The following is a 24,577-nucleotide window of genomic DNA, read 5'->3' on the forward strand; positions in this document are numbered from 1 at the left end:
AATCAGTTGCAAGGGAGGGTCAGACGTATGGTATATAAAAACAAAACAGTAATAGTTACAGGCGCTGCCCACGGTATTGGAAGAGCAGTGGCAGAGATGTATTCTAAGCAGGGAGCCAATGTAATCATTGCGGATGTTGATGAAGAAAGAGGAAGACAAGCAGAAGAGGAACTAAAAGCAGATGGTAGCGGGGCGGTATTTATTAAAACAGATGTAAAAGATGAAGAAAATATAAAGGCCCTTTTTCAAACCGCTGCAGAGAAATTTGAGAAAATTGATATATTAATTAATAATGCTGGTATCTCAAAGTTCATTCCTTTCATGGAACTGACTTCTCCTCAATGGGATGAGATTATTAATACTAATCTTAAAAGCGTATTTTTATGTTCAAAAGAGGCGGCGAAATATATGAAGGAAACCGGAGGTCATATTATAAATATAGCCTCCACCCGTGCCTTTATGTCCGAGCCAAATACTGAAGCATATTCTGCTTCAAAGGGAGGGATTATAGCTCTGACGCATGCTTTGGCAAGAACACTTGGACCAGATAAAATACTTGTTAATAGTATAAGCCCGGGTTGGATCCAGACTGAAAAGTACGATGAATTATCTCGTTTAGACCATGAACAGCATCTATCGGGAAGAGTGGGAAAACCAGAGGATGTTGCAAGATGCTGTTTATTTTTGACCGACCCGAAAAATGATTTTATAACGGCAGAAAATATTGTCCTGGATGGCGGGATGACAAGGAAAATGATCTACGAAGAATTATAAAGCCCTTTCACTTTATTTAATTTTTAATCTATTGCTGGTTTAGTTGACTAAAAAGATGAAATTGTATAAGTTAATGAAGCAAGCATCAATTTATGCAGTAGATTATATTTCATTCATTATAATAAAGGAGTTTGATTAGAATGGAAAAACAATTTAAAGTAACAGCCGAAACTGGAATCCATGCAAGACCTGCTACTCTTTTAGTACAGACAGCAAGTAAATTTGATTCCGAAATTCATTTAGAATATAAAGGCAAAAAAGTAAACCTTAAATCAATTATGGGAGTAATGTCTCTAGGTGTTGGCCAGGGTGCAGATATTACTATCAGCGCTGAAGGCAGTGATGCAGAAGAGGCCTTAAGAACTCTTGAAGAAACTTTGAAAAAAGAAGGTTTGGCAGAGTAATGACTTTTTTACAAGGAATTGCTGCCTCTAATGGCATAGCTATTGCCAAGGCTTACAAACTGGTAGAACCAGATTTGTCTTTTGAAAAGAAGACAGTCGAAAATACCGAAGAAGAGGCCGGACGTTTCCATGCAGCTCTTGAGAAATCAAAAGATGAACTTTCACAAATTCGTGATCGTGCAATGGTGGATCTTGGCGCTGATAAAGCAGCTATTTTTGAGGCACATCTTCTAGTTCTGAGCGACCCTGAGCTTGTAACTCCAATTGAAGATAAAATTAAATCTGAAAATGTTAACGCAGAGCATGCACTAAAAGAAACAGCTGACATGTTTATTACGATGTTCGAACAAATGGACAATGAGTATATGAAAGAAAGGGCAGCTGATATCCGTGATGTCACTAAGCGTGTCCTTTCCCATCTTCTTGGTGTTCATATTGTTAATCCAAGCATGATAGCTGAAGAAGTTATTATTATTGCAGAAGATTTAACCCCATCTGATACTGCTCAATTAAACCGTAACTTTGTTAAAGGTTTTACTACAGATATCGGCGGACGTACATCACATTCAGCAATTATGGCACGTTCAATGGAGATTCCTGCGGTTGTTGGTACAAAAACGGCAACTGAAGATATTCAAAATGGCGACTTAGTAATTGTTGATGGCCTTAAAGGAGAGGTTCATATTAATCCTACTCCTGAAGCTGTGGAAGAGTATCGGCGTGTAAATGACCAATATGAGGCCCAAAAAGCAGAGTGGGCCAAGCTTGTCAATGAGAAAACTGTTTCTTCTGACGGCCACCACGTTGAGCTTGCTGCCAATATCGGTACACCAAAGGACTTGAAGGGTGTAGTTGAAAATGGCGGAGAGGGAGTTGGTCTGTACAGAACTGAGTTCCTCTATATGGGACGTGACCAGATGCCAACGGAAGAAGAACAATTTGAGGCATATAAAGCTGTTCTTGAAGGAATGGAAGGAAAGCCTGTTGTTGTTCGTACTCTAGATATCGGTGGAGATAAGGAATTGCCTTATTTAAACCTGCCTAAGGAGTTAAACCCCTTCCTTGGTTTTAGGGCAATTCGTCTTTGTCTTGAAGAACAATCTATTTTCCGTACCCAGCTTAGAGCATTATTAAGAGCAAGCATTTATGGAAACCTGAAAATTATGTTCCCTATGATTGCAACTCTTGATGAGTTCCGTGCTGCTAAAGCAATCCTCGACGAAGAAAGAACTAAGCTTGAATCTGAGGGCCAACAGGTTTCAGAAAAAATTGAGCTAGGAATCATGGTTGAAATTCCTTCAACAGCAGTTCTTGCTGACCAGTTTGCAAAGGAAGTTGATTTCTTCAGTATCGGTACAAACGATCTTATTCAATACACAATGGCAGCTGACCGTATGAACGAGCGTGTTTCTTATTTGTATCAGCCATACAGCCCTTCAATTCTAAGGCTTGTAAAAATGGTCATTGATGCTGCGCATGCTGAAGGAAAATGGGCTGGCATGTGTGGGGAAATGGCTGGGGATGAAACAGCAATTCCTTTGCTTCTTGGACTTGGACTTGATGAGTTCTCCATGAGTGCAACTTCTATTCTTAAAGCACGCTCACAAATCAGCAAGCTTGGAAAAGCCCAAATGGAAAAGTTAGCAAAAGAAGTTCTTAATATGAGAACAACTGAAGAAGTAATAAACGCTGTAAAAAAAGCAACACAAATGTAATGATTTTGTAACATTAAAAAATGTTTGAAGGATGTTTATAGGGGTAAAGATAAGTAAGCACTTTGAAATGACTAAGTGTATGCTAATCATTCTCATTTTCCCCCAATTTTGGCCGGCTGTGAAAACAGCCGGTCCTTTTTTGTGTTAACAAGAATTTATAACTATAAACGCACGATTGACAGGAAAAGGAAGGCTTCCTAAGATATTACTTCGTACGATGAAAAGCATCTGATTTTCCTAGGATGTCCTAGTCAGGAAAAAGGCTCTAAGACAAGGAAAACTTTCTCAGCTTGGTTTCGCATGAAGAAAAAGCTGTGCTTTTCGATTTTAGCGTGATAAGCCAAACTTGGGCTTCCACCTTGGGGAAAGCCAAGTTTTTCTAAAGTCTAATCAAATTTACAACCAAACCCTTAAAGTTTTGCCAAAGTCAGTTTTCTCTATATAAAGCTTTAAAGGAGGTTGTTGATTGACGGGAAAAATATATGTAGGGAAAGGTTTAAAAAAAGGCGTTATTTTGATGGCTTCTGTATAATAGAGATAACATTTGATAAAGGAGGATACATATGGATTTCAATCTTAAGGGAAAGACAGCTTTAATTGCTGCCTCAAGTCAGGGTTTGGGGCTGGCCATTGCAGAGCAGCTTTTAAAAGAGGGAGCAAATGTCATGCTTTCCGGACGTGTAGAAGAGAAATTAAGGGAAAAGGCAGTTCAGCTGGAGTCGATTGGCAGTGGTAAGGTATCCTATCAAACAACTGATATTACTAAGAAAGAGGATATTCAGCAGCTTGTTGCTAAGACAGCTGAGACATTTGGGCGGATTGACATTCTTGTTAATAATGCAGGCGGTCCTCCTGCAGGATCATTCGAAACAATGACGGATGATGACTGGCAGAATTCCTTCGAGCTCAATTTGCTGTCCTATATTAGGATGATAAGGGAGGCTCTGCCTCATCTGAAGCAACAGGGTGGAAAGATCCTTAATATTGCTTCCTCTTCCATTAAGGAACCTATTCCTGGCCTTATTTTATCTAATACATTCAGAACCGGGATAGTCGGTTTAACCAAGACTCTCGCACAGGAATTTGCTTCTTATAATATTCTCGTTAATACAATTGCACCAGGAAGAATAGCTACAGACAGAGTAAAACATCTTGATCAGGTTAATGCAGACAAAATTGGTATTGAAAGAGAAGAAGTGGAAAGTCGGGTGAAGGAAACGATTCCTCTTAAAAGATATGGCGAGCCAGAAGAGTTTGCAAAGGTTGCTTCTTTTTTAGTCTCGGATGCAAATTCCTATATGACAGGCAGTTCTTTCCTCGTAGATGGCGGTATGGTTAAATCTATTTAATATGACATGTTTTTTCCTTAAAAATATAAAACTTTTTAAGGCTTAATATTGGATTAAAACACCATGATGAGGTTAGAATAGTAAAGTGCATAAATTGGAGATTAGCACTTTGTCCGGGACTTCTGTTCCGGGCTTTTTTTATTTAAAGTTTCTGCCTATTAGGTTCAAAGTGTTAAAATGGAATAAAAAGATGAGGGATGGGATTTTTGTGTTAACACCTGAAAATACTGTTATTGCTTTTATTGGAACTGGAGTGATGGGGAAAAGCATGGCCGGACATTTGCTTGAAGCAGGCTTTCCTCTTATCGTCTATAACCGTACAAAAGAAAAAGCAGAAGAGCTTCTTAAAAAAGGGGCACAATGGGCTGATTCTCCCAAGGAAGCTGCCAAAAAGGCAAATGTAATATTTACAATAGTTGGCTACCCATATGATGTGGAAGAAGTTTATTTGGGAGAAGACGGATTGGTTTCCAATGCTAAAGAAAACAGCTACATAATTGATATGACCACCTCAACGCCTTCATTGGCGAAAAGGATTTATGAGGAAGCCTTAAAGAGAGGCATTTATGCCATTGATGCACCCGTTTCCGGAGGAGATATTGGGGCTAGGGAAGCCCGTCTCGCTATTATGGCCGGAGGGGATAAGGAGTCATTTGATGAGGTAAGGCCTCTGTTGGAAAAGCTGGGGACTAACATCGTCTATCAAGGGCCGGCAGGTTCAGGACAGCATACAAAAATGTGTAATCAAATTGCCATTGCAACGAATATGATTGGTGTTTCTGAGGCACTTGTTTATGCTAAAAAAGCGGGTCTGGACCCGGAAACCGTCCTCAAAAGCATTTCTACAGGAGCAGCTGGAAGCTTTTCTCTGAGCAATTTAGCTCCAAGAATGCTGAAGGGTGATTTTGAACCAGGATTTTATATAAAGCACTTTATTAAGGATATGAAAATTGCATTGGATGAAGCCGAAAAGATGGAAGTAGACTTTCCTGGACTGTCACTGGCAAAGTCTATGTATGAGCAATTGGCTGAAAGCGGAGAATCCGAAAGCGGTACCCAAGCCCTTTATAAATATTGGAAAGAGTAAGAATAAGAGGGATCTGTCCGATTCGGACAGGTCTTTTTACTGTTAATTTTTAGATGAATAAATATTCCCCGAAGAAATGATACTATTTACGATATTTCAGAAGGGAGATTAAAACATGGCAAAAAGAACAAAGAAGAATGACCCACAGCAGAAAAATAAGAAGGGCTTTGATTCCGCAGTTTTAAATGCTGAGTTTGCGCATGAAACAGGAGCAGCGGCAACAAATAAAATTCATAAGGATAAAGCTAAAAAAGAAAAAGCGCCTAAAAATAATGGTGAATATAAAGGCTAAAAAACAGGGTGCCCGTTTAAGAATGGGCACCCTTTAATTTTTATTTCCAGTAAACGAAGATATCTTTAATTTTTCTGTTTGTTAAAGTAATTTTCAATCCGATTTAGACCTTTTTCAAGGGTACTCATAGAACATGCGAAAGAAAGTCTGAAATATCCTTCACCGAGGCTGGAAAAAGCACTTCCTGGAACAACTGCCACTTTTTCTTCCTTTACTAAGTCAAGGGCAAAATCAAAGGAGTTCATTGAAATAAATTCAGGGATTTTTACAAAGAAATAAAACGCTCCATCCGGCTTCACTGTCTCGAGACCTGTTTCAGTTAACCGCTTATGGACATAGTCTCTTCTTTTCTCATATTCATTTCTCATTGGAATGGCATCATTTATACCAGTTGTCAAAGCTTCCAAAGCAGCCACTTGGGATACAGAAGCAGCACAGGTTACGTTATATTGATGAACCTTTAAAATATGCTTTGAAAGGTATTCTGGTGCATATAAAAGCCCAATTCTCCAGCCAGTCATAGAGTGGGATTTCGATAAACCGTTAATAACGATTGTCTTCTCGCGTAAAAATGAAGCAATGGAATAATGTTTATTTCCATAAACTAGCTCGCTGTATATTTCATCTGCAAGAATAAAAACTTCCTTATCCTTAAGCAGAGCAGCAATCTTCTCGAGTTCATCATATGATAGGCTTACCCCAGTAGGATTGGAGGGATAAGGAAGAACGACACATCGTGTGTTATCTGTCAGATAGCTTTCAATTACTTCTGCAGTAAAACGAAAATGATTCTTCCTAATGTCTGCGTGTACTGGAATTCCTCCACATAGGCGAATAATTGGCTCGTAACCCGGATAAACAGGTCCTGGCAGGATAACCTCAGACCCTTCGGTCAAAATAGTTCGGAGAGCAATATCAATTGCTTCACTTGCTCCTGTTGTAACAATAACTTCGGAAGCTGGATTGTAATCCAGGCCATATTTTTGCTTCACAAAATTGGCTGCTGAAGCTCTTAATTCCAGCATCCCGGCATTATGGGTGTACGAGGTGAAATTATCCTCTATAGCTTTCACCCCTGCGTTTTTTACATGCTCCGGGGTAGGAAAGTCAGGCTGGCCAATCGTTAAAGATATCATATCCTCTGTGTTTGAAACCATATTAAAAAACTTGCGAATACCTGAAATTTCTATATTTTTAACTCTCTCATTAATCAAGTGTTCCACGTCACTAATTCATCCTTCCCATTTATCGTAACCTCATTTTATCATTTTTTTCTCAAAGAGTGGAAAGAAGCATGTAAATTAAAAACAGCACAGGAAATCCATGCTGTTTTTAGGGGGAAGGGGAGTGATTTATTTTTTTAGGATTGAATTAATCATTTGTAAGGCTTTTATTTTTTAGTAGCCATAATCCCAGTCAACTTCATCTTCATGCCAGAAGACAGGAGAGACTGATCCAAAATCTACTAATTTATTTTCCAGTCTGCAATTGCAATGACTGCAGCCGCACTGTTCTTTAATTTCCTCAAAAATGGAATGATCAACATTTTCAATAAAGGTAACTGTATCCTCCTGAAAAAGAATAGCCGTTCCTTTCATATCACTGCACCTCTTTTTTTATTTTCTTACTCTTATTTACAGTTTTATTGTAAACCTATAAAAGCATCAGGTCCATGGTTTGTGAGAATGTTCACAAAAAGTTAGATATTTAAACCCTAAGGGCTAAATAACTGATGGGATTTTAATCTCATCAGTTATGAACGAAACTCTTATTTGTTTAAATCATACAAAAAATGAAGTGAGCAAGGTTAATTCTCATGGTATAGTATATGGTAACAGGCTGCTTTTCTCGGTGAAGCATCTAATTATTTACATAGACTAAAGGAGTAACAGCAATGGAAATAGGTAAAGGAATTTTGCTGGAAAGTGGCACCAACGAACTCGAAATCGTCGAGTTTCATATCGGGCCCAATAAATACGGCATCAATGTGATAAAGGTTAAGGAGATTATAAATCCGGTTAAGGTCGTTACAATTCCTCACTCTCATCCACATATTGAAGGGATTATAGAAATGTGGGGAGAGGTTCTTCCGGTAATTGATGTAGCTAAGGCTCTTGGTTTTCAGGGACCTCCGCCAAATCCGCTGCTTGAAAAATTCATTCTGACAGAATTTAATAAGCAGAAGATTGTTTTTCAAGTTCACAATGTCTCCCAAATTCACCGCATTTCCTGGCAGGATATCGAAAAACCATCTGAAATGTATAATGATGGACAAATAGTAGGTGTGGTCAAAATAAATGGAGAAATGTGTCTCCTTCTGGATTTCGAGAAGATTATTGTGGAAATTAACCCTGACTCCGGAATTAATGTGAAGGAAGTAAAGAAGCTGGGACCAAGAAATCGGTCAGATAAGAAATTACTTGTTGCTGAGGACTCACCCTTATTGAGGAAATTGCTGCATGATACCTTATCAGAAGCCGGATATCAGAATGTGGAGTTTTTTGAAAACGGTGCCGATGCTTTTGATTACCTAGATAGCCTTGCAGCAGAAGGCAGAAACATAACGGAAGAAGTTCAATTAATCATTACTGACGTGGAAATGCCTAAAATGGACGGGCATCATTTTACTAAAAAGGTTAAAGAAGACTCCCGGATGGCTAAACTCCCGGTCATTATTTTTTCTTCACTAATCACAGAGGATCTTCTCCATAAAGGTAAAATGGTCGGAGCAGAAGAACAGATCAGCAAGCCGGAAATTTCGAAGTTGATTCTTGCTATTGATAAACATATTTTATAAAAAAACAAAAGTAAAAATTTAAAAGCAAAAGCAAAAAAAAGCCGGAAAACCGGCTTTTTTATTATGGATTTTTTAAAAAATATTAATATCTTTCCCCAAGTTTTTTAAATATAGGTTTTTGGAAGGCTTTTGTGTGATTATGCGCCCTCCGGCTTTCCGGCTCTTGGCTTGATATTCCTGTATAAGACTGTAACAGGCTTTTTGCCATTGGCAGAGAGAGGGAAGATTTCGGGTTCCTGGAAAGCCCGTCCAATTTTCCTAAATGAGGCAGATCAGTAAAGTCGCTTTTTACTGGAGGAATATGAAACGTGTAATTTCCGCATTCCACAAGCACATCCGATCGCTGTTGGCTATTTCCCGGATTCTCTGAGAAATGAAGACCCACTTTTTTAGCCTTGCCTTCACCAATCAATTTGTTAAGAGCTTCTTTTTTTAAATGATATAAGGATTTTGGATTGGGAGCTGTTTTAGCATGTCTGTTGACGACATAGATAGCCTGGGAGAGGTTTTCTACAGTTAAATTTAATTTTGATGGGGGAGTATTGCCTTGGTGTGCCAACATTATAACTCCTTTCATTTTCATTGAATAAGGTCTATTATAACTCGTAACTCTCAAAAATAGAAATTAAAGTAAGAAGAGGTTTTATTAAGCTCTCATTGAAGTCTATTATATTAAAGGCGGACTGAATCCACAAAAAATAAAACAGGCCAGAATCGGCCTGCTTTGCTGCTTTTATTGAACGATATATTGTTGGGATGCCACATTAATTGGGGGTGCATAGGATACAGCACCTTAGATTGCTCCGCCATATGGAACTGCCCCGGGTATTGCACCGCCATATGGAAATGTACCTGGCATAAATCCGCCGTACATTCCGAATCCAGGATAGCCAGGGTAGGCCGGGTATATAGGTGGATAAAAAGGCCTGTTATAAAGAAATGGCAAGGCAAGTAGTCCTCCTGTTGCCAATCCTGCTACGAATGGAAAAAAGGGAAAAAATCTTGTATCTTCCTGGTTGCGGTAATAGGCAGGCGGCAAGTAATAAGGGTTCATCTGCTAGTACCTCCTCATTTTATTTTTCTTCTCCCACTATTTTATGGAATAAGCTATTGATTGAGCCTGTCTATATCAGGATTGGGTGAGCTAGCTGCAGGGATGATAAAATTTTACTATTTTCCTTGCCGAAAAGACTTGGCGAATACCAAGTTTTTCTAAAAAATTATTTTTATTTTGTACCGTCCGAGGTAAAATGAATGAAAGAATTTATATTTTAATATATTTTGCTGCTCTTATTTTAAATCTTTGGAGGTTATGATGAACAATCTAATAAGTCTCCTGGCAACGGAAAACCAAAAGAACTCTAGCTATGAAAAAATGAAATCAATCATATTTGATATAATATTTCAGCATATTCAGGACATGGTTTTTATAATGAAAGCACATTCTTCCGGTTTTACATATATATTTGTAAATGAGGCTGGTCTGCGTAATGCAGGACTCTCAGCAAATGTAATTGGGATGACAATACAGGAGGCACTTCCCTTACATCATGCTCATCTTCTGCTGCCGCATTATAATGAGGTGTTAAAGGAAAAAAAGACATTGGCATTTTCAAGTGAGTTTTTTCCCGATACAGGCGATATTTATTTTGGAGAAACAATTCTTACTCCTATAATAGACGACCAAGAAGTAAGATACATAATAGCCGTTACCAGGGATGTGACCGAGACAGTCAAAGAGAAGCAGGAACTGGTTGAAAGTGAACAGCGTTTTAGGTCAATAGTGGAGAATAATATGGATGCCATTTTTTCTCTAAGTCTTGATGGACAGATTCTTTATTCAAATCCCGCTGCTTCAAAGCTTACAGGATTTACAGAAAAACAAATAGCTTACCGCTCCTTTTATGACTTTATCGCGGACCCAGATATCAGCACGTTTAGGGATCTTTTAGTGAAAGCTGAGGCAGGATATGCCCTTGAAACAATGGACTGCAGGCTTATACATCGAAAGGGCTTTTTACTAACCATGAGCTTGAAAACGGTGCCAATAGTTATTGATGAGGAGGTAAAAGGTCTCTATGTGATCGGGAGAGACGTTACCGAGCAGGCGAGAAATGCGGAAACTATAAAATTTATGGCCTTTCATGATCAATTAACAGGATTATTAAATAGGAGGGCGCTGTTAGAACATCTAAATGAAGAAATTCAATACTGTAAGAAGCAACGGAATGAATTTGCCTTGATTTCAATTGATCTTGACCGATTTAAATTACTTAATGATTCATTGGGCCACTTGGCTGGTGATGAAATACTAAAAAAGGTTGCCGGCCGTCTTATCGATATACAAAATCAGAATTGCAGAATTTATCGCCAGGGCGGTGATGAATTTAATTTTTTGCTGACAAAGACTAACCGGAAGGGAACGGCGCTCTTTGCACAAAAAATTCTTTCTCAGTTCACAGATTCCTTTTATCTTAATTCAAATGAGTATTATATATCACCGAGTATTGGGATAAGTATTTATCCAAACGATGGAAGGGATGCTGAAACTCTTATAAAAAATGCTGATGAAGCCTTGTACCGTGTAAAGAGGAAGGGAAAGGCGCATTATCAGTTTTATCGCTCTGAAATGAATGCAGTTATGACGAATATTGTTAACCTTGAAACCAATTTGCGTAAAGCAATTGATCGGGAAGAATTAAAGCTTTATTTTCAGCCACAATTTGATTTAAGAACACAGGAAACAAAAAGCTTTGAAGCGCTGCTTCGCTGGAACAGCCCTGAATTGGGGAATATTCCGCCTGGAGACTTTATCCCTCTTGCTGAAGATACCGGACTTATTGTTCCTATTGGCCATTGGGTAATTGAAACTGCCTGCAGACAAATTAGAGAATGGAATGATAAGGGATACAAGGATATCCGTGTTGCTGTTAATATCTCTCCTAAACAATTTCAGCAGCCTTCCTTTACAAAGAGTATACAAGCCAGACTCGAAAAATATCGTTTACACCCTTCATCACTTGAAATAGAAATTACTGAAGGAGCCATGAGAGATACAAAAGAAACAATTCCTATTTTAAAAAGGCTGAGAGAAATGGGCGTAACTATCTCAATTGATGATTTTGGAACTGGCTATTCTTCACTAAATTATTTAAAGGAATCCCCGATTGATGTTCTTAAAATAGACCAATCTTTTGTAAGGGATATTTTAATAAATGAAAAGAACGCAGCTATTACCTCCACGATCATCCACTTGGGCCAAAGCCTTGGAATGGAAGTTATTGCTGAAGGGGTGGAAACAAAACAACAGGCTGATTTTTTAATTAATGCTAATTGCCATAAAGTACAAGGCTATTATTATGGAAAACCACTTCCTGAATATGAAGTGGAAAGCAAGTTTTTGAAAAAAAAATAAAATTGCCAAGTCGGTCCCTAGTCTTCTGGATAGGGACTTTATTTATAATGATAGAATATAAAATTTAGAATATTCATATTTTAAGTGGTACAATATAAATGAACAATCATTCACTTAAAGGGGGATTTGTATGAAGGGAAAGGTAGTTATTGTTACTGGCGGTTCCAATGGAATGGGAAAGTATATGGCAAAAAAGTTCTCCGAGGCGGGGGCAAAAGTTGCCATTACAGGAAGGTCAGCTGAAAGACTTGAAGAAGCTAAAAAGGAAATAGAAACAGAAGCGGGCCAGGTGCTCACCATCCAAATGGACGTTAGGGAAATTGAAGATGTAAAAAGAATGGTTAAAGAAACAGATGAACACTTTGGATCAATTGATCATCTCGTTAATAATGCAGCGGGAAATTTTATTTGCCCAGCTGAGAAATTAAGTGCAAATGGCTGGAATTCGGTGATAAATATTGTATTAAACGGGACTTTTTATTGCAGCAGTGAGGTTGGAAAGTATTGGATTGAAAAGGGGATAAAGGGCAGTATTATCAATATGGTAGCTACATATGCCTGGGGTGCTGGTGCTGGAGTTATTCATTCTGCCGCTGCAAAAGCAGGAGTTTTATCCATAACAAGAACACTGGCTGTAGAGTGGGGCAAAAAGTATGGCATCCGAGTAAATGCTATAGCACCAGGGCCCATTGAAAGAACAGGCGGTGCTGATAAACTTTGGGAATCTGAAGAGGCTGCAAAACGGACACTTAACAGCGTTCCTCTTGGCAGGCTTGGCAAGCCTGAAGAAATTGCGGAGCTTGCTCACTTTCTTTTTAGAGATGCAGCTGCATATATAAATGGCGAGTGTATCACAATGGACGGTGGGCAATGGCTGAATCAGCATCCGTTCTAACTTCTAAAAAGGGCTGACTCATTTCTAGAGTCAGCCCTTTTTAGTTAATCAAAATTTATATCCATAAATTCTCAACTCACGACAAGGAGGGCTTCGTCATTTACCACTAGGCATTTGCCGAGCTTTCTTTATTTATAAGAAACAGCTCTTGATTTTAATGCATGCCACGAATTGATAAATTGGCTCTTATTTACACGTACTTGTTTTTTACCAGAAAGCGGATCGTTTAAATAAACAGACTGGCTGTCATATCCAACTAGAAGAACGGCATGCAGGTCTAGTGGCGTCCGAATTAATTGCTGACCGTGATACCAGGATTCCCATCGGTCCGGCAAGCGAAAGTCACCGGTAGTCCATACAACAACAGGACGTCCCGTGGAAACATGAGCCAAAACTTCTTCAAAAGGGCAGCCTGTTAAATTAACAGCTCTGCCTGGAAGGTATTGGTTGACAATGTTTTCAATAGGTTTATCAAACACTGCATATCCAGCCCTTTTTCCAGTCATATCCCCAACGAAACCATCGTGTGGGTTACCCCAGCGTAAAATATCACCATTACGTGACCTAACAAGAGGGTCGGAGTCTTTTTTTACCACCTGAAACAATTCCATTTTATTGGTTTTGACTCCTGCATATGAAAGCATCATGGCCAAACTAGTTATTTCACAGCCATACTTTAGTTCCGGGTTCTGGTTGATTTGGATAACATTGAGCAATTGTCTGCCTTTGACTGGCTCCTTACTAGGTCCCGGTGCCGGAGATTGCTGGACTTCTGCAGCTTTAAAAGGAGCAGAAGTTTTCTTCTCACTCTTTTGAGTTGGGGAAGAAGGGTGACTCGTTTTTATTTCGGGTGTACTTTTAGTGCTATCCTCTTGGGGTTCGCTGCAGCCGATTAAAATTGGAAACAGTAGAGCCAACAGGTACCTTTTCAAAGAAACTCCCCTTTCAAACAGGTCTATCCTTATGTTTTGTTATAGTGTCAGAAATATAAAGCCTTGTTATTGGAAAGGAATGAAATCGAGGTAAATATGTTATAATTAAACATATTTTACGAGTGGAGGTACCGGCCATGGATGCTTTGGACATCCTTACAAATTTGGATAAAGTCGTACCTTACTATCAGCCAATTCTTAGTGCAGATGAACAAATCATTATTGGTTATGAGATTTTAGGACGATATATCCAAGGGGAACAAATAAACAGTTTGGGTCCTTTTTTTAATGACAAGGAAATTCCAGAGGAATATAAATTTGAGGTGGATCAGCTTTTACTTGAAAGAGCGTCCTTAATCGCATCACAGTTCGAACCCGGACAAAAATTATTTATTAATCGGTCAGTAGACCAATTGATGTATCAAGATGGTGAACCGTTTTTGGAACAGCTTCTGGCATTGGAGAAAAAGGGCTTACCATTAAACAAGTTTGTTCTTGAAATTGAATACGACAGCTATTCCGGGGATATACAGCAGGTTGTTCATTTGCTTAGTTATTACCGTACATACGGCATTCAAATTGCGGTATCAAAAAAAGAATTTGAAAAGAGTACTGTTGACCTTTTAGGTTTATTGGAACCTGATATCTTAAAGGTCAATTTGGCTGCGTTAAGATTAACCGGTACATCAGCCTCTTTCCAGGACATAATGTTTACTTTGTCGCTGCTGGCAAGAAAAATTGGTGCAGAGCTTTTATTTGAAAATATTGAAATGGATTATCAGCTTCAGTTCGCATGGAAAAATGGCGGCAGATATTATCAGGGATTTTATTTATCACACCCAGCCCCTAAGTTAGTTTCACCTTTTATGCTAAAGGAGAGATTGAAGCAGGAATTTCATGGATTTATTCTTTCAGAAAAGAAAAAAATTCAGGCTATTTACTCGGCTGCCGAATCTTTTCATCATAAGGTTCAGTCAATTGTTGTTAAACAAAAGAAACCATCCTACGAGGACTTGTTTTTACAAATAAAGCGTGAAATGGACCCTGCAGCATTCAGAATGTACGTATGTGATGAAGATGGTTTTCAACTTTCTGCAAACTACTTTAAAAACCCTGAAAGCGGGTGGGTTGTTCAGTCTGAATATCTTCATAAAAATTGGAGCTGGAGACCGTATTTTCTTGAAAATATAATCAAGATGAGAAATGAAAATAAAGGGATTTTGTCAGACCTGTATAGTGATATTGAAACAGGTGAACCCGTAAGGACTTTTTCTTATCCGGTCAGCTCCCAGGAATTTCTGTTTATTGATATTTCCCATCATTTTCTATTTGACTCCAATCTCATCCTTTGATAGCTGAATATAAAAATCGAACGGGAGGAAGGTTAAAATTAAACGAATTTAAGGGGGATAACCCATGAGTTTAATGTTTCTTTCCGTTGCTGTTATAGGAATTTTGGCCGTTTCGCTTATTTACACCTGGGTCCTGGCTAGACGGCATAATACGGCGGGGAATGGACTTGATACAGAGCTTGCTAAGCCAGTTAAGCGCCACGTATATCTCATTAATCCTGTTTTTTTATCCTATGGGATTTTCTTCGCTTTGCTTTTGCTGATCATTGTTTTTATATTCTTTGGCTGGTCCCGTTAGGTCTCTTTTAAGAGGCCTATTTTTTTGTTGTTAATGTAAAAAGGGAAGTTTTTAAGTTTTTTCCATTTATAAGGTTAAAAGGACAAGGAAGTGGGTATTAAAAATATAACGAAAATTATGTCTAATTGTGAGGTTATTTTACGAACGAAGTATAGAAAACATTAGCAAAAATATTGATAAAATGAAAGAATAACGGCTTGTCCAGAAAGAGAGGATAGAAAATTGAAAAAATTCCTGCTATTATTAATTTTTGCTTGTCTGTTTATACCGATATCCCCTCAAAACCCCCATGCCAATATGGAATTAAAAGACCGTGGAGAAGTTTTTAGCTTTCTGAAAGAAGCATTTAAGGCACAGGCTGCTTTAAGTGAAAAAGAGAGGACAAAAGAAGAAGTTGATGGGATTTTAAGTCCTTATTTTTCAGAAGAATACCAAAAGGCGTTTTTTAAGGAAAATTTAAAAGAGACAAATGGTAAGTATCTTACATACGCTTCTGATTTCGCGAAATATTATATTCCCTTTTACCAATATTCAAATGATACCCGTGTGGTCATTAAACCTGATAAAATTTATGTTTTTGAATATTTCCCTGAAAGTAATGAGGGGCCAGTAGGATATAAAAGCCATTATGAAGGCATACTGCTTGAAAACTTCTCGGGAGTTTGGAAGGTTTCAAAGTATCTTGATGATGAAATTCCTGAAGAAGTTATTAAAGAATCCCTATAAAACAAAAAGAAACCGCTCAGAGGGCGGTTTCTTTTTGTTTTTTAATCTCCAGTTTGGAGAAGTATTCAATTAGTCCCATTGAGGATACGGATAAATCTAAATTAAGGATAGTAAAAAAATCATCATTACTAGGAATGCGTATCTCCCTTAAAGATTCGGATATAAGAGTATAAAGGGAATTCTTGAGCTGCAATGCTCCTTTTTTAGGGTCTGCCATTGATGAAAATACTTTCTGAGTTTCATTAAGAAAAATTGGAAGCCAATACCGGATTTGACGATAAACTTCTTCTGGATTGCTGGTGGCACCAAAATGTCCAAAAAAGATTGACTCCACTTCCATTCCCTCATATAATCCAATCGAATCGAGCATCTTAATAGGATCAAACTGATTTGGGGAAGTAGAAGGAAGAAATAATTCAGCTCCATATTTATTCAGCTGAGGATAGGATACGCCTGCAGTATCTCCGGTGAAAATTAATTTTCTCTTTTCATCATAAATGCTCATATGATGATTGGCATGGCCGGGAGTGTCGAAAAAAGAAAGGATGGAATCTTGGCCAATTTGAAGTGTATCACCATGGTCTTTAATCAGAATTTTTTCTTCAGGAACGGGAAGAACAGGATGGAAAAGCTCATCAAATCTTTCGCCATATACAGCTTTTGCGCCAGCAATTAGCTTTTCTGGGTTTGCTAAATGTCGGGCTCCTTTTGGATGAACAATAATCTTTGCATTTGGACAATAACTTAACAATAGTCCTGCTCCGCCTGCATGGTCCAGATGGATATGAGTAACAATAATATGTTTGACCTCTTCCGGGCTTTTCCCAAGCTCTTTTAGTCCTTCAAGAATATAGGGGATGGACCGGCTGGTACAGGTTTCAATAATTGTTAGCTCTTCTTCAGCCAATACATAACTACCAGTTCTTTGAGGCAGCCCTAAATCAAAGTCATCAATCAAGTATATATTTTCTGCCATAAAAATAGTTTTTTTCAAAAAAATCCTCCTTTTATTTATTTTTACTTGGACAAATACCTGTCATTATTTTATGCTGTTAATATTGGGATGTAAAGAATTCGATTTAAATATTCTGAAAATAATTCATCAGGATAGAAACATGCCAAATGCGAAACCTATGGGTATACGCTTTTTTGTGTGAAAGGAGAGAGAGCATTGTCACAACTTCAAGGAATATTAACACGATTAAAAAACCTTCAGGAACAAGCTAGTTCTGGAGAACCTGCTCAGCGTTATTTCGAGGTTGAGGGTGAAAGAAAATGCCAGGTAACATTCCATCCTAAAACTGAAACGTTTGAATTGGAAGTATACAGCGAAAAAGAAAAGCCAAAACGCTATCAATTTGATAATATCGATATGATCACAATTGAAATCTTTGACTTAATTCAATAAGGAGCCATTATGGTTCCTTATTTTTTTTGCTTTTTACTCTCAGGATTAACGGAAACGGAAGGGTGCCTCCACTTTTGAAGTCCTGCTCCTACTCCCAAAGGGTTTTCATCCTTGCGGCTTATTTGAGTAGCTTACGGCTTAGTTACTAGCAAAACGGCATGATTACTATTTATTAGGTAATTACTATGATGTTACTCAATGGGTTACTTTGCTCCCTCTTTTAATTGAATGTACGAGCGGGGAGTTTGGCATTCTAACTTAAAGAGGTGAATAAAAATGATGCCAATAGTCATTTGTCCCAAATGCCAGAAGACTTCGGAGTTAAAAAATGTCCTTACGGCCCAGTCAAACCAAAATGTCATTTATGAATGTCCAAATTGCCATATGACTTTAAAAAATATTGAAACAAGCAAGGGTTAATATAATCTTAATTAGGACAGTACCCCGGAAACTGTGTTAGAATATATATGTGGTAAAACAAACATTGAGGAGTTTTCGGTGATGATAAGTCTTCATAGTGGGGAATTTTTGGAGGTTAGTCTTCAAGCTCTGATTATTCCTTCAGAACGTGTTGCGCATGTGCAACTCGGCAACAATCTTGAACATGCTTTATTGGTTTTAACAAAGAGTGGTTATACTGCAATTCCCGTTTTGGATCCGCATTATAAACTTCATGGATTGATCAGCACTCCTTTAATTATGGACTCGATTCTTGGTCTTGAGAGAATTGAATTTGAGAAGCTAGAAGAAAAACGGGTAGAGGAAATTATGAACACAAGCGTAAAGCGGGTTAAACTTACTGCATCGATAAAAGAATGCCTTGAATTATTGATTAATCATCCGTTTCTCTGTGTGGAAAATGAAGAAGGATATTTTGAGGGGATTCTTCCAAGAAGCACAGTCCTAAACCAATTAAATAGGCATATCAGAAAAGTAAATAAACATGAAGCTTAGGCTCCCTTTAGGGAGCCATTTTAAATCAAGAGGTGTTGTTATGGGTGCCCCATTAAAAAAGGCTCTTGCTAAAAATGATGAAAAACAAACGAATCGGCCGCTTGTATTAATATCCGTAATGCTTGCTATGTTCATGGGGGCTATAGAAGCGACAATTGTTTCAACTGCCATGCCGGCAATTGTAGGAGAATTGGGTGGCTTTACTCTTTATAGCTGGGTGTTCTCTGCTTATCTGCTTATGAATTCAGTAACAGTCCTTATCTATGGCAAGCTTTCCGATTTGTTTGGCAGAAAACCGATCTTATTTGTCGGAATATTCATATTTCTTGTTGGGTCAATATTATGCGGCTTTGCGGATTCCATGAAAATGCTAATTATTTTTAGGCTGATTCAGGGATTTGGTGCCGGGGCTGTTACCCCAATAGCAACTACCATAGTAGGAGATATTTATACTCAGGAGGAAAGAGCAAAAATCCAGGGATACCTATCAAGTGTATGGGGGATTTCAGCAGTTTTAGGCCCTGCAATTGGAGGATTTCTTGTTCAATACGTGAGCTGGCACTATGTTTTTTGGATCAACATTCCTTTAGGTATCCTCTCAATTGCTGGGTTGTATTTTTTCCTAAATGAAAAAGTTGATAAAAGACAGCATAAGATTGATTATCTTGGTGCCGTTCTGTTAACTGCGGCCATATCTTCCCTTATGCTTATTCTTGTAGAGGGAGGCGCTCACTGGGCCTGGACCTCATTTCAGTCCCTTGCATTATTTACTTTGTGTGCAGTTTCGCTGTTCTGGTTTGTTCTGCAGGAAAATCGGGCTGCTGAACCAATGATGCCATTTAATATCTGGAAAGAGCGATCTATTTTTATTGCTAATCTTACCTCGTTGACAACAGGAATTATACTGATTGGAATTTCGAGTTTTCTTCCGGCTTATGTTCAGGGTGTCATGGGAAAGACTCCAATTATAGCAGGTTTTACGCTTACTGCAATGTCAATCGGCTGGCCTATTGCTTCTTCCTTATCAGGCAGAATGCTTATCACAATAGGCTATCGTATGACTTCTATTATAGGCGGAGGGTTTCTTATAGCAGGCAGCCTTTTCTTTGCATTGATGACAGCTGATTCTGGACCCCTTTGGGCAGCTGCAGGTTCCTTTCTAGTAGGAGTAGGAATGGGGCTTACCTCTACGGCATTCATCGTTTCTATCCAAAGCACAGTGAACTGGCAGCAAAGAGGGATAGCAACAGCATCTAATATGTTTATGCGCAATCTTGGAAATACAATAGGAGCTGCATTGTTAGGCGGAATTTTGAATAGCCGGCTGAGCAATTATTTTTCTGGACATGCTGTTGATGGAGGGAAAAAGCTCCATGTAGATTCCGCCAATCAGCTTCTAAAGGGCAAAGGAAAAAATGAGCTTACCCTTAAGGCAAGAGAAGTACTGCAGGATGGATTGACACTATCGCTTCATACTGTCTATTATGCTGTACTTGCTGCAGCTGTTATTAGTTTAATCTTAATTATGTTCCTCCCAAGAAAAAGTAAGGGCTCCGTTTAAAATGGAGCTCTTTTTGCTTATTAAGTGAACTCCTAAAAGAAATCTTTTATAATTAATGAAAAAATATAAAAAGAGGAATTTGATGTCATCACTAAGTGAATTTCAATTATTATCAGTGCTTGCCCAGGAGATGAATATGAGGAAGGCGGCAGAAAGGCTGTTTGTCTCCCAGCCTGCTTTATCTCAGCGTCTCCAGACGATAGAAAAAGATTGGGGAGCCAAATTATTTATCCGCTCTCAAAAAGGATTGACTCTGACACCTGCTGGTGAGCATGTCATCCAGTTTGTAGACGAAGTCCTTTTCAAGCAGGAAAGAGTAAGGGAAACAATCCATTCCCTTCAGTCGGAAGTGGCTGGCACACTAAAGATTGCAGTAGCTTCAATAGTGGGGCTCAACTGGCTTCCACAGGTTTTAAAAAAATTTATAGAGAGATATCCTCAGGCGAAAATATCGCTTATAACAGGATGGAGCAGCGAAATTCTTAAATGCATATATGATGATCAAGTACAAATTGGCATAATAAGAGGAACTCCCGATTGGAAGGGGAGAAAAATACATTTATTTCAGGACAGCCTTTATTTGGTGGATAAAGAAATAACAAGTCCAGAACAGGTCCTCGAAACTGAACGTCCTTTTATTCAGTTTAAAAGTGATTCCAATTATTTTCAGGAGATTCAGGACTGGTGGCTTCGGCATTTTAAAACTCCTCCAAGAAGAACGGTTGTGGTAGACCAAATTGAAACCTGTAAACAAATGGCTTTCAATGGCATTGGATACGCAATCCTGCCTGCTATTACACTTAACGGAGCTGAAAAAGATATTTTTAAAATCCCGCTTCATGATGAGCATGGTTTGCCTCTTAAACGAGACACATGGCTTTTGGGATATGAATCTTCTTTTCAGCTAAAACAGGTCCAGGCTTTTGTAGAGGTTGTTAAAGAACATATTGAAGAAACAGAAAAGATGCAGTAATTTATCTTGTTTTAACTTCTTTTATTTGTTAAAGTGTTTTTTAGCAAATCAGATTTTTTTACACCAATTGTTGTGAAGAAAAACTGGGTATTTTATACATAATGGAGGGTTTTGCATGAAAATGATGGATGCAAATGAGATAATTTCTTTTATACAAAACAGCAAAAAAGCAACACCTGTAAAGGTTTATGTTAAGGGTGAGCTTGACGGGCTTGATTTCGGAAGTTCCGCAAAAACTTTTATAACTGGAAATACTGGAGTAGTTTTTGGAGAGTGGTCAGAGATTGCTCCGGTTCTTGAAGAAAATCAGTCAAAAATTGAGGATTATGTTGTGGAAAATGACCGCCGTAATTCTGCTATTCCTCTGCTAGATATGAAAAATATTAAGGCTCGCATTGAACCGGGCGCTATTATCCGAGATCAAGTAGAAATCGGCGAAAATGCTGTAATTATGATGGGGGCATCTATTAATATTGGTGCTATAATTGGAGAAGGTACCATGATTGACATGAATGTTGTTCTTGGAGGCCGTGCTACTGTAGGTAAAAACTGCCACATCGGCGCAGGAACAGTTCTTGCAGGTGTAATTGAGCCGCCTTCTGCCAAGCCGGTTATCGTGGAAGATGATGTCCTGATTGGGGCAAATGCAGTGGTACTTGAAGGAGTAACAATTGGTAAAGGGGCTGTTGTAGCAGCTGGTGCGATTGTTATTGATGATGTAGCTCCTTATACAGTGGTTGCGGGTACACCGGCAAGAAAAATAAAAGACATTGACGAAAAAACCAAGTCAAAAACAGAAATTAAGCAGGAACTTCGTCAGCTTTAATAGAAACTAAAATATGGCTTAAGCGAGGGCCAGATAAAGCGTGGAAGCTCTCCACGCTTTATTTTCGTTTAGGAAATTACACATTTTTACCTTGTGGATAACTCCGAACTAGGTTATTGTAATCTAGCTCCAGCGCCCAGCCCCTCGGGGTCATAAGCCAAATCACTTCAGAAATCAGGATTTCCTACGTGATTTGTCTTATGCCTGTTGGGGCTAACCAGGGCGCTTGCGCCTTTTGTTCTTATATTGAAAAATATTTTTAAGGTGCGCTAAACAGCGCCCGCATTTATCTTGAAAGTGGGAATACATATGGACACTTTTGTAAAAATAAGAAGAGACCTTCATCAAATACCGGAGCTTGGATTTAGGGAGTTTAAAACACAGGAGTATCTTCTATCATACCTTCAGAAACTTCCACAGGACAGAATGGTAATTAAAAAATGGAAAACCGGATTGTTTGTTATGCTTCACGGTTTAAAACCAACAAAAACAATTGGATACAGGGCAGATATTGATGGACTGCCAATTGAAGAAGAGACCGGATTATCCTTTTCTTCAACTCATTTAGGCCAAATGCATGCCTGTGGCCATGATTTTCATATGAGCATCGCGCTGGGAATCCTATCCTTTTTCGCTGAAAATCCAATTAAAGACAATCTTCTCTTTATCTTTCAGCCGGCCGAAGAAGGGCCAGGCGGAGCCGAACCGATGCTCCAATCAGATATTATGGATGCATGGAAGCCTGATATGATTATGGCTCTGCATATTGCCCCAGAGTACCCGGCAGGGACCATTGCGCTGAAGGAAGGGCTTTTGTTTGCTAATACATCAGAGCTTTTTATAGATTTAAAAGGAAAAGGCGGACATGCGGCCTATCCTCATCAGACAAACGATATGGTTATTGCTGCTTGTTCACTTGTCACTCAGCTCCAGACCATTGTTTCACGAAATATTGATCCTCTAGATAGTGCAGTTGTAACTGTTGGAAAAATAACAGGGGGCACAGTCCAAAATATTATTGCCGAACGGGCAAGGCTGGAAGGTACAATTAGAACACTATCCCCTGATTCCATGGCAAAGGTTAAAAAGAGAATTGAAGCATTGGTAAAAGGGATTGAAGCTGGCTATGAATGTGAATGTACTATCGATTATGGTGCAATGTATTACCAGGTGTATAATGACCATCAGCTTACCAAAGAATTTATGGATTTTGCCAAAAAGAATCCTGATATGGAGTTAGTTGAATGTAAGGAAGCAATGACTGGTGAGGATTTTGGATACATGCTTAAAGAAATTCCAGGCTTTATGTTTTGGCTTGGAGTCAATTCACCATTCGGCCTTCATCATTCAAAACTGAATCCGGATGAAACGGCCATTGAAAAAGCGGTTGCTTTTATATCCTCCTACTTAATGGACAAAGGAAACTAAGGTTGGGATATGCATATTATTTTCCTATTTTGCCTTAGAGTGGTAGAATTTAAGGGAAATATGTAACACAAAATCTTTCATTTATTTCGTTTATTTAAATTAAAAATAGGGCAAACCAATAAATGGAGTTTTAAATTGTAATTGATAATAAATACTTATTTAAATTAATTATAATTTAATATTGACTCAAAATAATTGTTGTTCTATAATGAATTTGTCCAGTAGTGGTAATCAAATTTGCCATAAAAAATTTTTGGAGGGATAAACATGCCAGAACGTATGGTTGCAAAACAAGCACCAAGATTTGAAATGGATGCAGTAATGCCTAATAAGGAATTTGGAAAAGTAAGTCTTGAAGAAAACATGAAAAACGATAAATGGACTGTATTATTCTTCTATCCAATGGACTTCACATTTGTATGTCCAACAGAAATCACAGCTCTTTCTGATCGTTTTGATGAATTCGAAGATCTTGATGCAGTAGTTATTGGTGCATCAACTGATACTATCCACACACACTTAGCTTGGATTAACACAGACCGCAAAGAAAACGGACTAGGAGACGTTAAATATCCGCTTGCTGCTGATACTAACCATGTTGTAGCTCGTGATTACGGCGTTTTAATCGAAGAAGAAGGTGTTGCACTTCGTGGCTTGTTCATTATCAGCCCAGAAGGCGAACTAATGTATTCTGTAGTTAACCACAATAATATCGGACGTGACGTTGACGAAACATTGCGTGTGCTTCAAGCGCTTCAAACAGGCGGCCTTTGCCCTGCAAACTGGAAGCCAGGACAAGCTACATTAAACGTTTAATTTGTTTTGCTGGGCCTAACCCGAATGTGTTAGGCCCTTCTTTGTAATAAAGAAAGGGAGGGTACAAGATGAAATTACGTGAGCCAATGCCTGAACTTGCCGGAGCTACAGAGTGGCTGAACGGACAAGTGTCAAAAGATGAGTTGATCGGTGAAAAGCCTACATTAATCCACTTCTGGTCTATCAGCTGCCACCTTTGTAAGGAAGCTATGCCTCAGGTTAACCAATTCCGGGATGATTACAAGGAAAAGCTTAATGTTGTTGCAGTTCATATGCCAAGATCTGAAAACGACCTTAACATAGAGGATATAAAGAAGGTCGCTGCCGAGCATGGGATTACACAGCCAATTTTCGTTGACAGCGAGCATAAGCTGACTGAAACCTTTGAAAATCAATATGTACCTGCATACTATGTATTTGATCGTGAAGGAAACCTTCGCCATTTCCAGGCCGGAGGAAGCGGTATGAAAATGCTTGAAAAAAGAGTAAACCGTGTCTTGGACGAATTGGAGAAAACCGAATAAGGATTTTTTAAAAGTTGTCTGTGCAAAACAGGCAACTTTTATTTTTTGTAT

General features: G+C 38.6%; 26 protein-coding genes. 20 read left to right on the forward strand and 6 right to left on the reverse strand.

From position 1 onward, the window contains the following. Positions 1 to 27 precede the first annotated feature (27 nt). The 6 genes from G8761_RS03025 to G8761_RS03050 all read left to right on the forward strand — a co-directional run bounded on the left by G8761_RS03025 (position 28) and on the right by G8761_RS03050 (position 5,621). The gene (locus tag G8761_RS03025; protein ID WP_166023542.1) at positions 28 to 774 is read left to right on the forward strand and encodes an SDR family oxidoreductase; all 747 of its coding nucleotides are present in this window, start codon (positions 28 to 30) and stop codon (positions 772 to 774) included. A gap of 140 nt (positions 775 to 914) precedes the next feature. Further along, on the forward strand, positions 915 to 1,178 hold the full coding sequence (locus tag G8761_RS03030; RefSeq protein ID WP_166023544.1) for a phosphocarrier protein HPr: 264 nt from the start codon (positions 915 to 917) through the stop codon (positions 1,176 to 1,178). Further along, positions 1,178 to 2,893, forward strand: coding sequence for a phosphoenolpyruvate--protein phosphotransferase (gene ptsP / locus G8761_RS03035; protein WP_166023546.1), 1,716 nt, complete (start codon positions 1,178 to 1,180; stop codon positions 2,891 to 2,893). The genes G8761_RS03030 and ptsP overlap by 1 nt, the downstream gene beginning before the upstream one ends. Before the next feature lie 563 nt (positions 2,894 to 3,456). Next, positions 3,457 to 4,242, forward strand: a complete 786-nt coding sequence (locus G8761_RS03040; RefSeq protein ID WP_166023548.1) for an SDR family oxidoreductase — start codon at positions 3,457 to 3,459, stop codon at positions 4,240 to 4,242. Positions 4,243 to 4,432: 190 nt separating this feature from the next. Continuing rightward, positions 4,433 to 5,329: an NAD(P)-dependent oxidoreductase gene (locus tag G8761_RS03045; protein WP_207789084.1), complete on the forward strand. Its 897-nt coding sequence runs from the start codon at positions 4,433 to 4,435 to the stop codon at positions 5,327 to 5,329. 115 nt (positions 5,330 to 5,444) lie between these two features. After that, positions 5,445 to 5,621, forward strand: a complete 177-nt coding sequence (locus tag G8761_RS03050; protein ID WP_166023552.1) for a hypothetical protein — start codon at positions 5,445 to 5,447, stop codon at positions 5,619 to 5,621. Between the two features lie 65 nt (positions 5,622 to 5,686). Here G8761_RS03050 and G8761_RS03055 read toward each other — a convergent pair whose 3' ends face one another. Then, positions 5,687 to 6,844 carry an aminotransferase A gene (locus G8761_RS03055; protein ID WP_166023554.1) on the reverse strand — a complete coding sequence of 386 codons (1,158 nt, stop codon included), beginning with the start codon at positions 6,842 to 6,844 and terminating at the stop codon, positions 5,687 to 5,689. 174 nt (positions 6,845 to 7,018) lie between these two features. Next, the gene (locus G8761_RS03060; protein WP_166023556.1) at positions 7,019 to 7,219 is read right to left on the reverse strand and encodes a hypothetical protein; all 201 of its coding nucleotides are present in this window, start codon (positions 7,217 to 7,219) and stop codon (positions 7,019 to 7,021) included. Between the two features lie 296 nt (positions 7,220 to 7,515). Here G8761_RS03060 and G8761_RS03065 point away from each other — a divergent pair, with 296 nt between their 5' ends. Continuing rightward, positions 7,516 to 8,418, forward strand: a complete 903-nt coding sequence (locus tag G8761_RS03065; RefSeq protein ID WP_166023558.1) for a chemotaxis protein — start codon at positions 7,516 to 7,518, stop codon at positions 8,416 to 8,418. Positions 8,419 to 8,500: 82 nt separating this feature from the next. Here the strand turns inward: G8761_RS03065 and G8761_RS03070 are convergent, their stop codons facing one another. Together G8761_RS03070 and G8761_RS26795 are read right to left on the reverse strand one after the other, a co-directional pair. Next, a complete protein-coding gene (locus G8761_RS03070; RefSeq protein WP_166023560.1) occupies positions 8,501 to 8,980 on the reverse strand; it encodes a YkyB family protein in 480 nt (159 codons plus the stop codon). Positions 8,981 to 9,211: 231 nt separating this feature from the next. Beyond that, positions 9,212 to 9,472, reverse strand: coding sequence for a hypothetical protein (locus tag G8761_RS26795; RefSeq protein ID WP_207789074.1), 261 nt, complete (start codon positions 9,470 to 9,472; stop codon positions 9,212 to 9,214). Between the two features lie 261 nt (positions 9,473 to 9,733). Here G8761_RS26795 and G8761_RS03080 point away from each other — a divergent pair, with 261 nt between their 5' ends. Both G8761_RS03080 and fadH read left to right on the forward strand, forming a co-directional pair. Further along, on the forward strand, positions 9,734 to 11,833 hold the full coding sequence (locus tag G8761_RS03080; RefSeq protein ID WP_243449879.1) for an EAL domain-containing protein: 2,100 nt from the start codon (positions 9,734 to 9,736) through the stop codon (positions 11,831 to 11,833). 130 nt (positions 11,834 to 11,963) lie between these two features. Beyond that, positions 11,964 to 12,728, forward strand: a complete 765-nt coding sequence (fadH, locus tag G8761_RS03085) for a 2,4-dienoyl-CoA reductase (RefSeq protein ID WP_166023562.1) — start codon at positions 11,964 to 11,966, stop codon at positions 12,726 to 12,728. A gap of 128 nt (positions 12,729 to 12,856) precedes the next feature. Here fadH and G8761_RS03090 read toward each other — a convergent pair whose 3' ends face one another. Then, the gene (locus tag G8761_RS03090) at positions 12,857 to 13,660 is read right to left on the reverse strand and encodes a C39 family peptidase (protein WP_166023564.1); all 804 of its coding nucleotides are present in this window, start codon (positions 13,658 to 13,660) and stop codon (positions 12,857 to 12,859) included. A gap of 137 nt (positions 13,661 to 13,797) precedes the next feature. Here G8761_RS03090 and G8761_RS03095 point away from each other — a divergent pair, with 137 nt between their 5' ends. From G8761_RS03095 to G8761_RS03105, 3 genes are all read left to right on the forward strand, one after another. Continuing rightward, the gene (locus G8761_RS03095; RefSeq protein WP_166023566.1) at positions 13,798 to 15,012 is read left to right on the forward strand and encodes an EAL domain-containing protein; all 1,215 of its coding nucleotides are present in this window, start codon (positions 13,798 to 13,800) and stop codon (positions 15,010 to 15,012) included. Positions 15,013 to 15,076: 64 nt separating this feature from the next. Next, positions 15,077 to 15,310 carry a hypothetical protein gene (locus G8761_RS03100; RefSeq protein ID WP_166023568.1) on the forward strand — a complete coding sequence of 78 codons (234 nt, stop codon included), beginning with the start codon at positions 15,077 to 15,079 and terminating at the stop codon, positions 15,308 to 15,310. A 297-nt stretch (positions 15,311 to 15,607) separates the two neighbouring features. After that, the gene (locus G8761_RS03105; RefSeq protein WP_166023570.1) at positions 15,608 to 16,036 is read left to right on the forward strand and encodes a DUF3993 domain-containing protein; all 429 of its coding nucleotides are present in this window, start codon (positions 15,608 to 15,610) and stop codon (positions 16,034 to 16,036) included. Positions 16,037 to 16,052: 16 nt separating this feature from the next. Here the strand turns inward: G8761_RS03105 and G8761_RS03110 are convergent, their stop codons facing one another. After that, complete coding sequence (locus G8761_RS03110) at positions 16,053 to 17,030, reverse strand: MBL fold metallo-hydrolase (RefSeq protein ID WP_243449880.1); 978 nt, start codon at positions 17,028 to 17,030, stop codon at positions 16,053 to 16,055. A gap of 177 nt (positions 17,031 to 17,207) precedes the next feature. Between G8761_RS03110 and G8761_RS03115 the strand changes: the two genes are divergently transcribed. The 8 genes from G8761_RS03115 (at position 17,208) to G8761_RS03150 (ending at position 24,526) form a co-directional block, all read left to right on the forward strand. Further along, positions 17,208 to 17,444 (forward strand): YkuJ family protein, encoded by a 237-nt coding sequence (locus G8761_RS03115; protein WP_027323203.1) that lies wholly within the window; start codon positions 17,208 to 17,210, stop codon positions 17,442 to 17,444. 501 nt (positions 17,445 to 17,945) lie between these two features. After that, positions 17,946 to 18,398: a cyclic-di-AMP-binding protein CbpB gene (cbpB, locus tag G8761_RS03120; protein ID WP_166023572.1), complete on the forward strand. Its 453-nt coding sequence runs from the start codon at positions 17,946 to 17,948 to the stop codon at positions 18,396 to 18,398. 40 nt (positions 18,399 to 18,438) lie between these two features. Beyond that, positions 18,439 to 19,959, forward strand: coding sequence for an MDR family MFS transporter (locus G8761_RS03125; RefSeq protein WP_166023574.1), 1,521 nt, complete (start codon positions 18,439 to 18,441; stop codon positions 19,957 to 19,959). Positions 19,960 to 20,041: 82 nt separating this feature from the next. Continuing rightward, entirely contained in the window at positions 20,042 to 20,932 is an 891-nt protein-coding gene (locus G8761_RS03130) for a LysR family transcriptional regulator (RefSeq protein WP_166023576.1), read from the forward strand. 115 nt (positions 20,933 to 21,047) lie between these two features. Next, positions 21,048 to 21,758, forward strand: coding sequence for a 2,3,4,5-tetrahydropyridine-2,6-dicarboxylate N-acetyltransferase (gene dapD / locus G8761_RS03135; protein ID WP_166023578.1), 711 nt, complete (start codon positions 21,048 to 21,050; stop codon positions 21,756 to 21,758). A 309-nt stretch (positions 21,759 to 22,067) separates the two neighbouring features. Next, positions 22,068 to 23,186 (forward strand): N-acetyldiaminopimelate deacetylase, encoded by a 1,119-nt coding sequence (locus G8761_RS03140; protein ID WP_166023580.1) that lies wholly within the window; start codon positions 22,068 to 22,070, stop codon positions 23,184 to 23,186. Between the two features lie 267 nt (positions 23,187 to 23,453). Further along, positions 23,454 to 24,002, forward strand: a complete 549-nt coding sequence (locus G8761_RS03145) for a peroxiredoxin (protein WP_166023582.1) — start codon at positions 23,454 to 23,456, stop codon at positions 24,000 to 24,002. Between the two features lie 68 nt (positions 24,003 to 24,070). After that, complete coding sequence (locus G8761_RS03150) at positions 24,071 to 24,526, forward strand: TlpA family protein disulfide reductase (protein ID WP_166023584.1); 456 nt, start codon at positions 24,071 to 24,073, stop codon at positions 24,524 to 24,526. Positions 24,527 to 24,577: the final 51 nt, after the last annotated feature.

The organism is Neobacillus terrae, assembly GCF_011393025.1.
Classification (GTDB): domain Bacteria; phylum Bacillota; class Bacilli; order Bacillales; family Cytobacillaceae; genus Neobacillus_A; species Neobacillus_A terrae.

Excerpts from the sequence above, each read along its gene's own strand:
- G8761_RS03025 (WP_166023542.1), top strand. The coding sequence starts at position 28 with ATGGTATATAAAAACAAAACAGTAATAGTTACAGGCGCTGCCCACGGT.
- G8761_RS03030 (WP_166023544.1), top strand. The coding sequence starts at position 915 with ATGGAAAAACAATTTAAAGTAACAGCCGAAACTGGAATCCATGCAAGA.
- ptsP (WP_166023546.1), top strand. The coding sequence starts at position 1,178 with ATGACTTTTTTACAAGGAATTGCTGCCTCTAATGGCATAGCTATTGCC.
- G8761_RS03040 (WP_166023548.1), top strand. The coding sequence starts at position 3,457 with ATGGATTTCAATCTTAAGGGAAAGACAGCTTTAATTGCTGCCTCAAGT.
- G8761_RS03045 (WP_207789084.1), top strand. The coding sequence starts at position 4,433 with ATGAGGGATGGGATTTTTGTGTTAACACCTGAAAATACTGTTATTGCT.
- G8761_RS03050 (WP_166023552.1), top strand. The coding sequence starts at position 5,445 with ATGGCAAAAAGAACAAAGAAGAATGACCCACAGCAGAAAAATAAGAAG.
- G8761_RS03060 (WP_166023556.1), bottom strand. The coding sequence starts at position 7,219 with ATGAAAGGAACGGCTATTCTTTTTCAGGAGGATACAGTTACCTTTATT.
- G8761_RS03065 (WP_166023558.1), top strand. The coding sequence starts at position 7,516 with ATGGAAATAGGTAAAGGAATTTTGCTGGAAAGTGGCACCAACGAACTC.
- G8761_RS03070 (WP_166023560.1), bottom strand. The coding sequence starts at position 8,980 with ATGTTGGCACACCAAGGCAATACTCCCCCATCAAAATTAAATTTAACT.
- G8761_RS26795 (WP_207789074.1), bottom strand. The coding sequence starts at position 9,472 with ATGAACCCTTATTACTTGCCGCCTGCCTATTACCGCAACCAGGAAGAT.
- G8761_RS03080 (WP_243449879.1), top strand. The coding sequence starts at position 9,734 with ATGAACAATCTAATAAGTCTCCTGGCAACGGAAAACCAAAAGAACTCT.
- fadH (WP_166023562.1), top strand. The coding sequence starts at position 11,964 with ATGAAGGGAAAGGTAGTTATTGTTACTGGCGGTTCCAATGGAATGGGA.
- G8761_RS03095 (WP_166023566.1), top strand. The coding sequence starts at position 13,798 with ATGGATGCTTTGGACATCCTTACAAATTTGGATAAAGTCGTACCTTAC.
- G8761_RS03100 (WP_166023568.1), top strand. The coding sequence starts at position 15,077 with ATGAGTTTAATGTTTCTTTCCGTTGCTGTTATAGGAATTTTGGCCGTT.
- G8761_RS03105 (WP_166023570.1), top strand. The coding sequence starts at position 15,608 with ATGGAATTAAAAGACCGTGGAGAAGTTTTTAGCTTTCTGAAAGAAGCA.
- cbpB (WP_166023572.1), top strand. The coding sequence starts at position 17,946 with ATGATAAGTCTTCATAGTGGGGAATTTTTGGAGGTTAGTCTTCAAGCT.
- G8761_RS03125 (WP_166023574.1), top strand. The coding sequence starts at position 18,439 with ATGGGTGCCCCATTAAAAAAGGCTCTTGCTAAAAATGATGAAAAACAA.
- G8761_RS03130 (WP_166023576.1), top strand. The coding sequence starts at position 20,042 with ATGTCATCACTAAGTGAATTTCAATTATTATCAGTGCTTGCCCAGGAG.
- dapD (WP_166023578.1), top strand. The coding sequence starts at position 21,048 with ATGAAAATGATGGATGCAAATGAGATAATTTCTTTTATACAAAACAGC.
- G8761_RS03140 (WP_166023580.1), top strand. The coding sequence starts at position 22,068 with ATGGACACTTTTGTAAAAATAAGAAGAGACCTTCATCAAATACCGGAG.
- G8761_RS03145 (WP_166023582.1), top strand. The coding sequence starts at position 23,454 with ATGCCAGAACGTATGGTTGCAAAACAAGCACCAAGATTTGAAATGGAT.
- G8761_RS03150 (WP_166023584.1), top strand. The coding sequence starts at position 24,071 with ATGAAATTACGTGAGCCAATGCCTGAACTTGCCGGAGCTACAGAGTGG.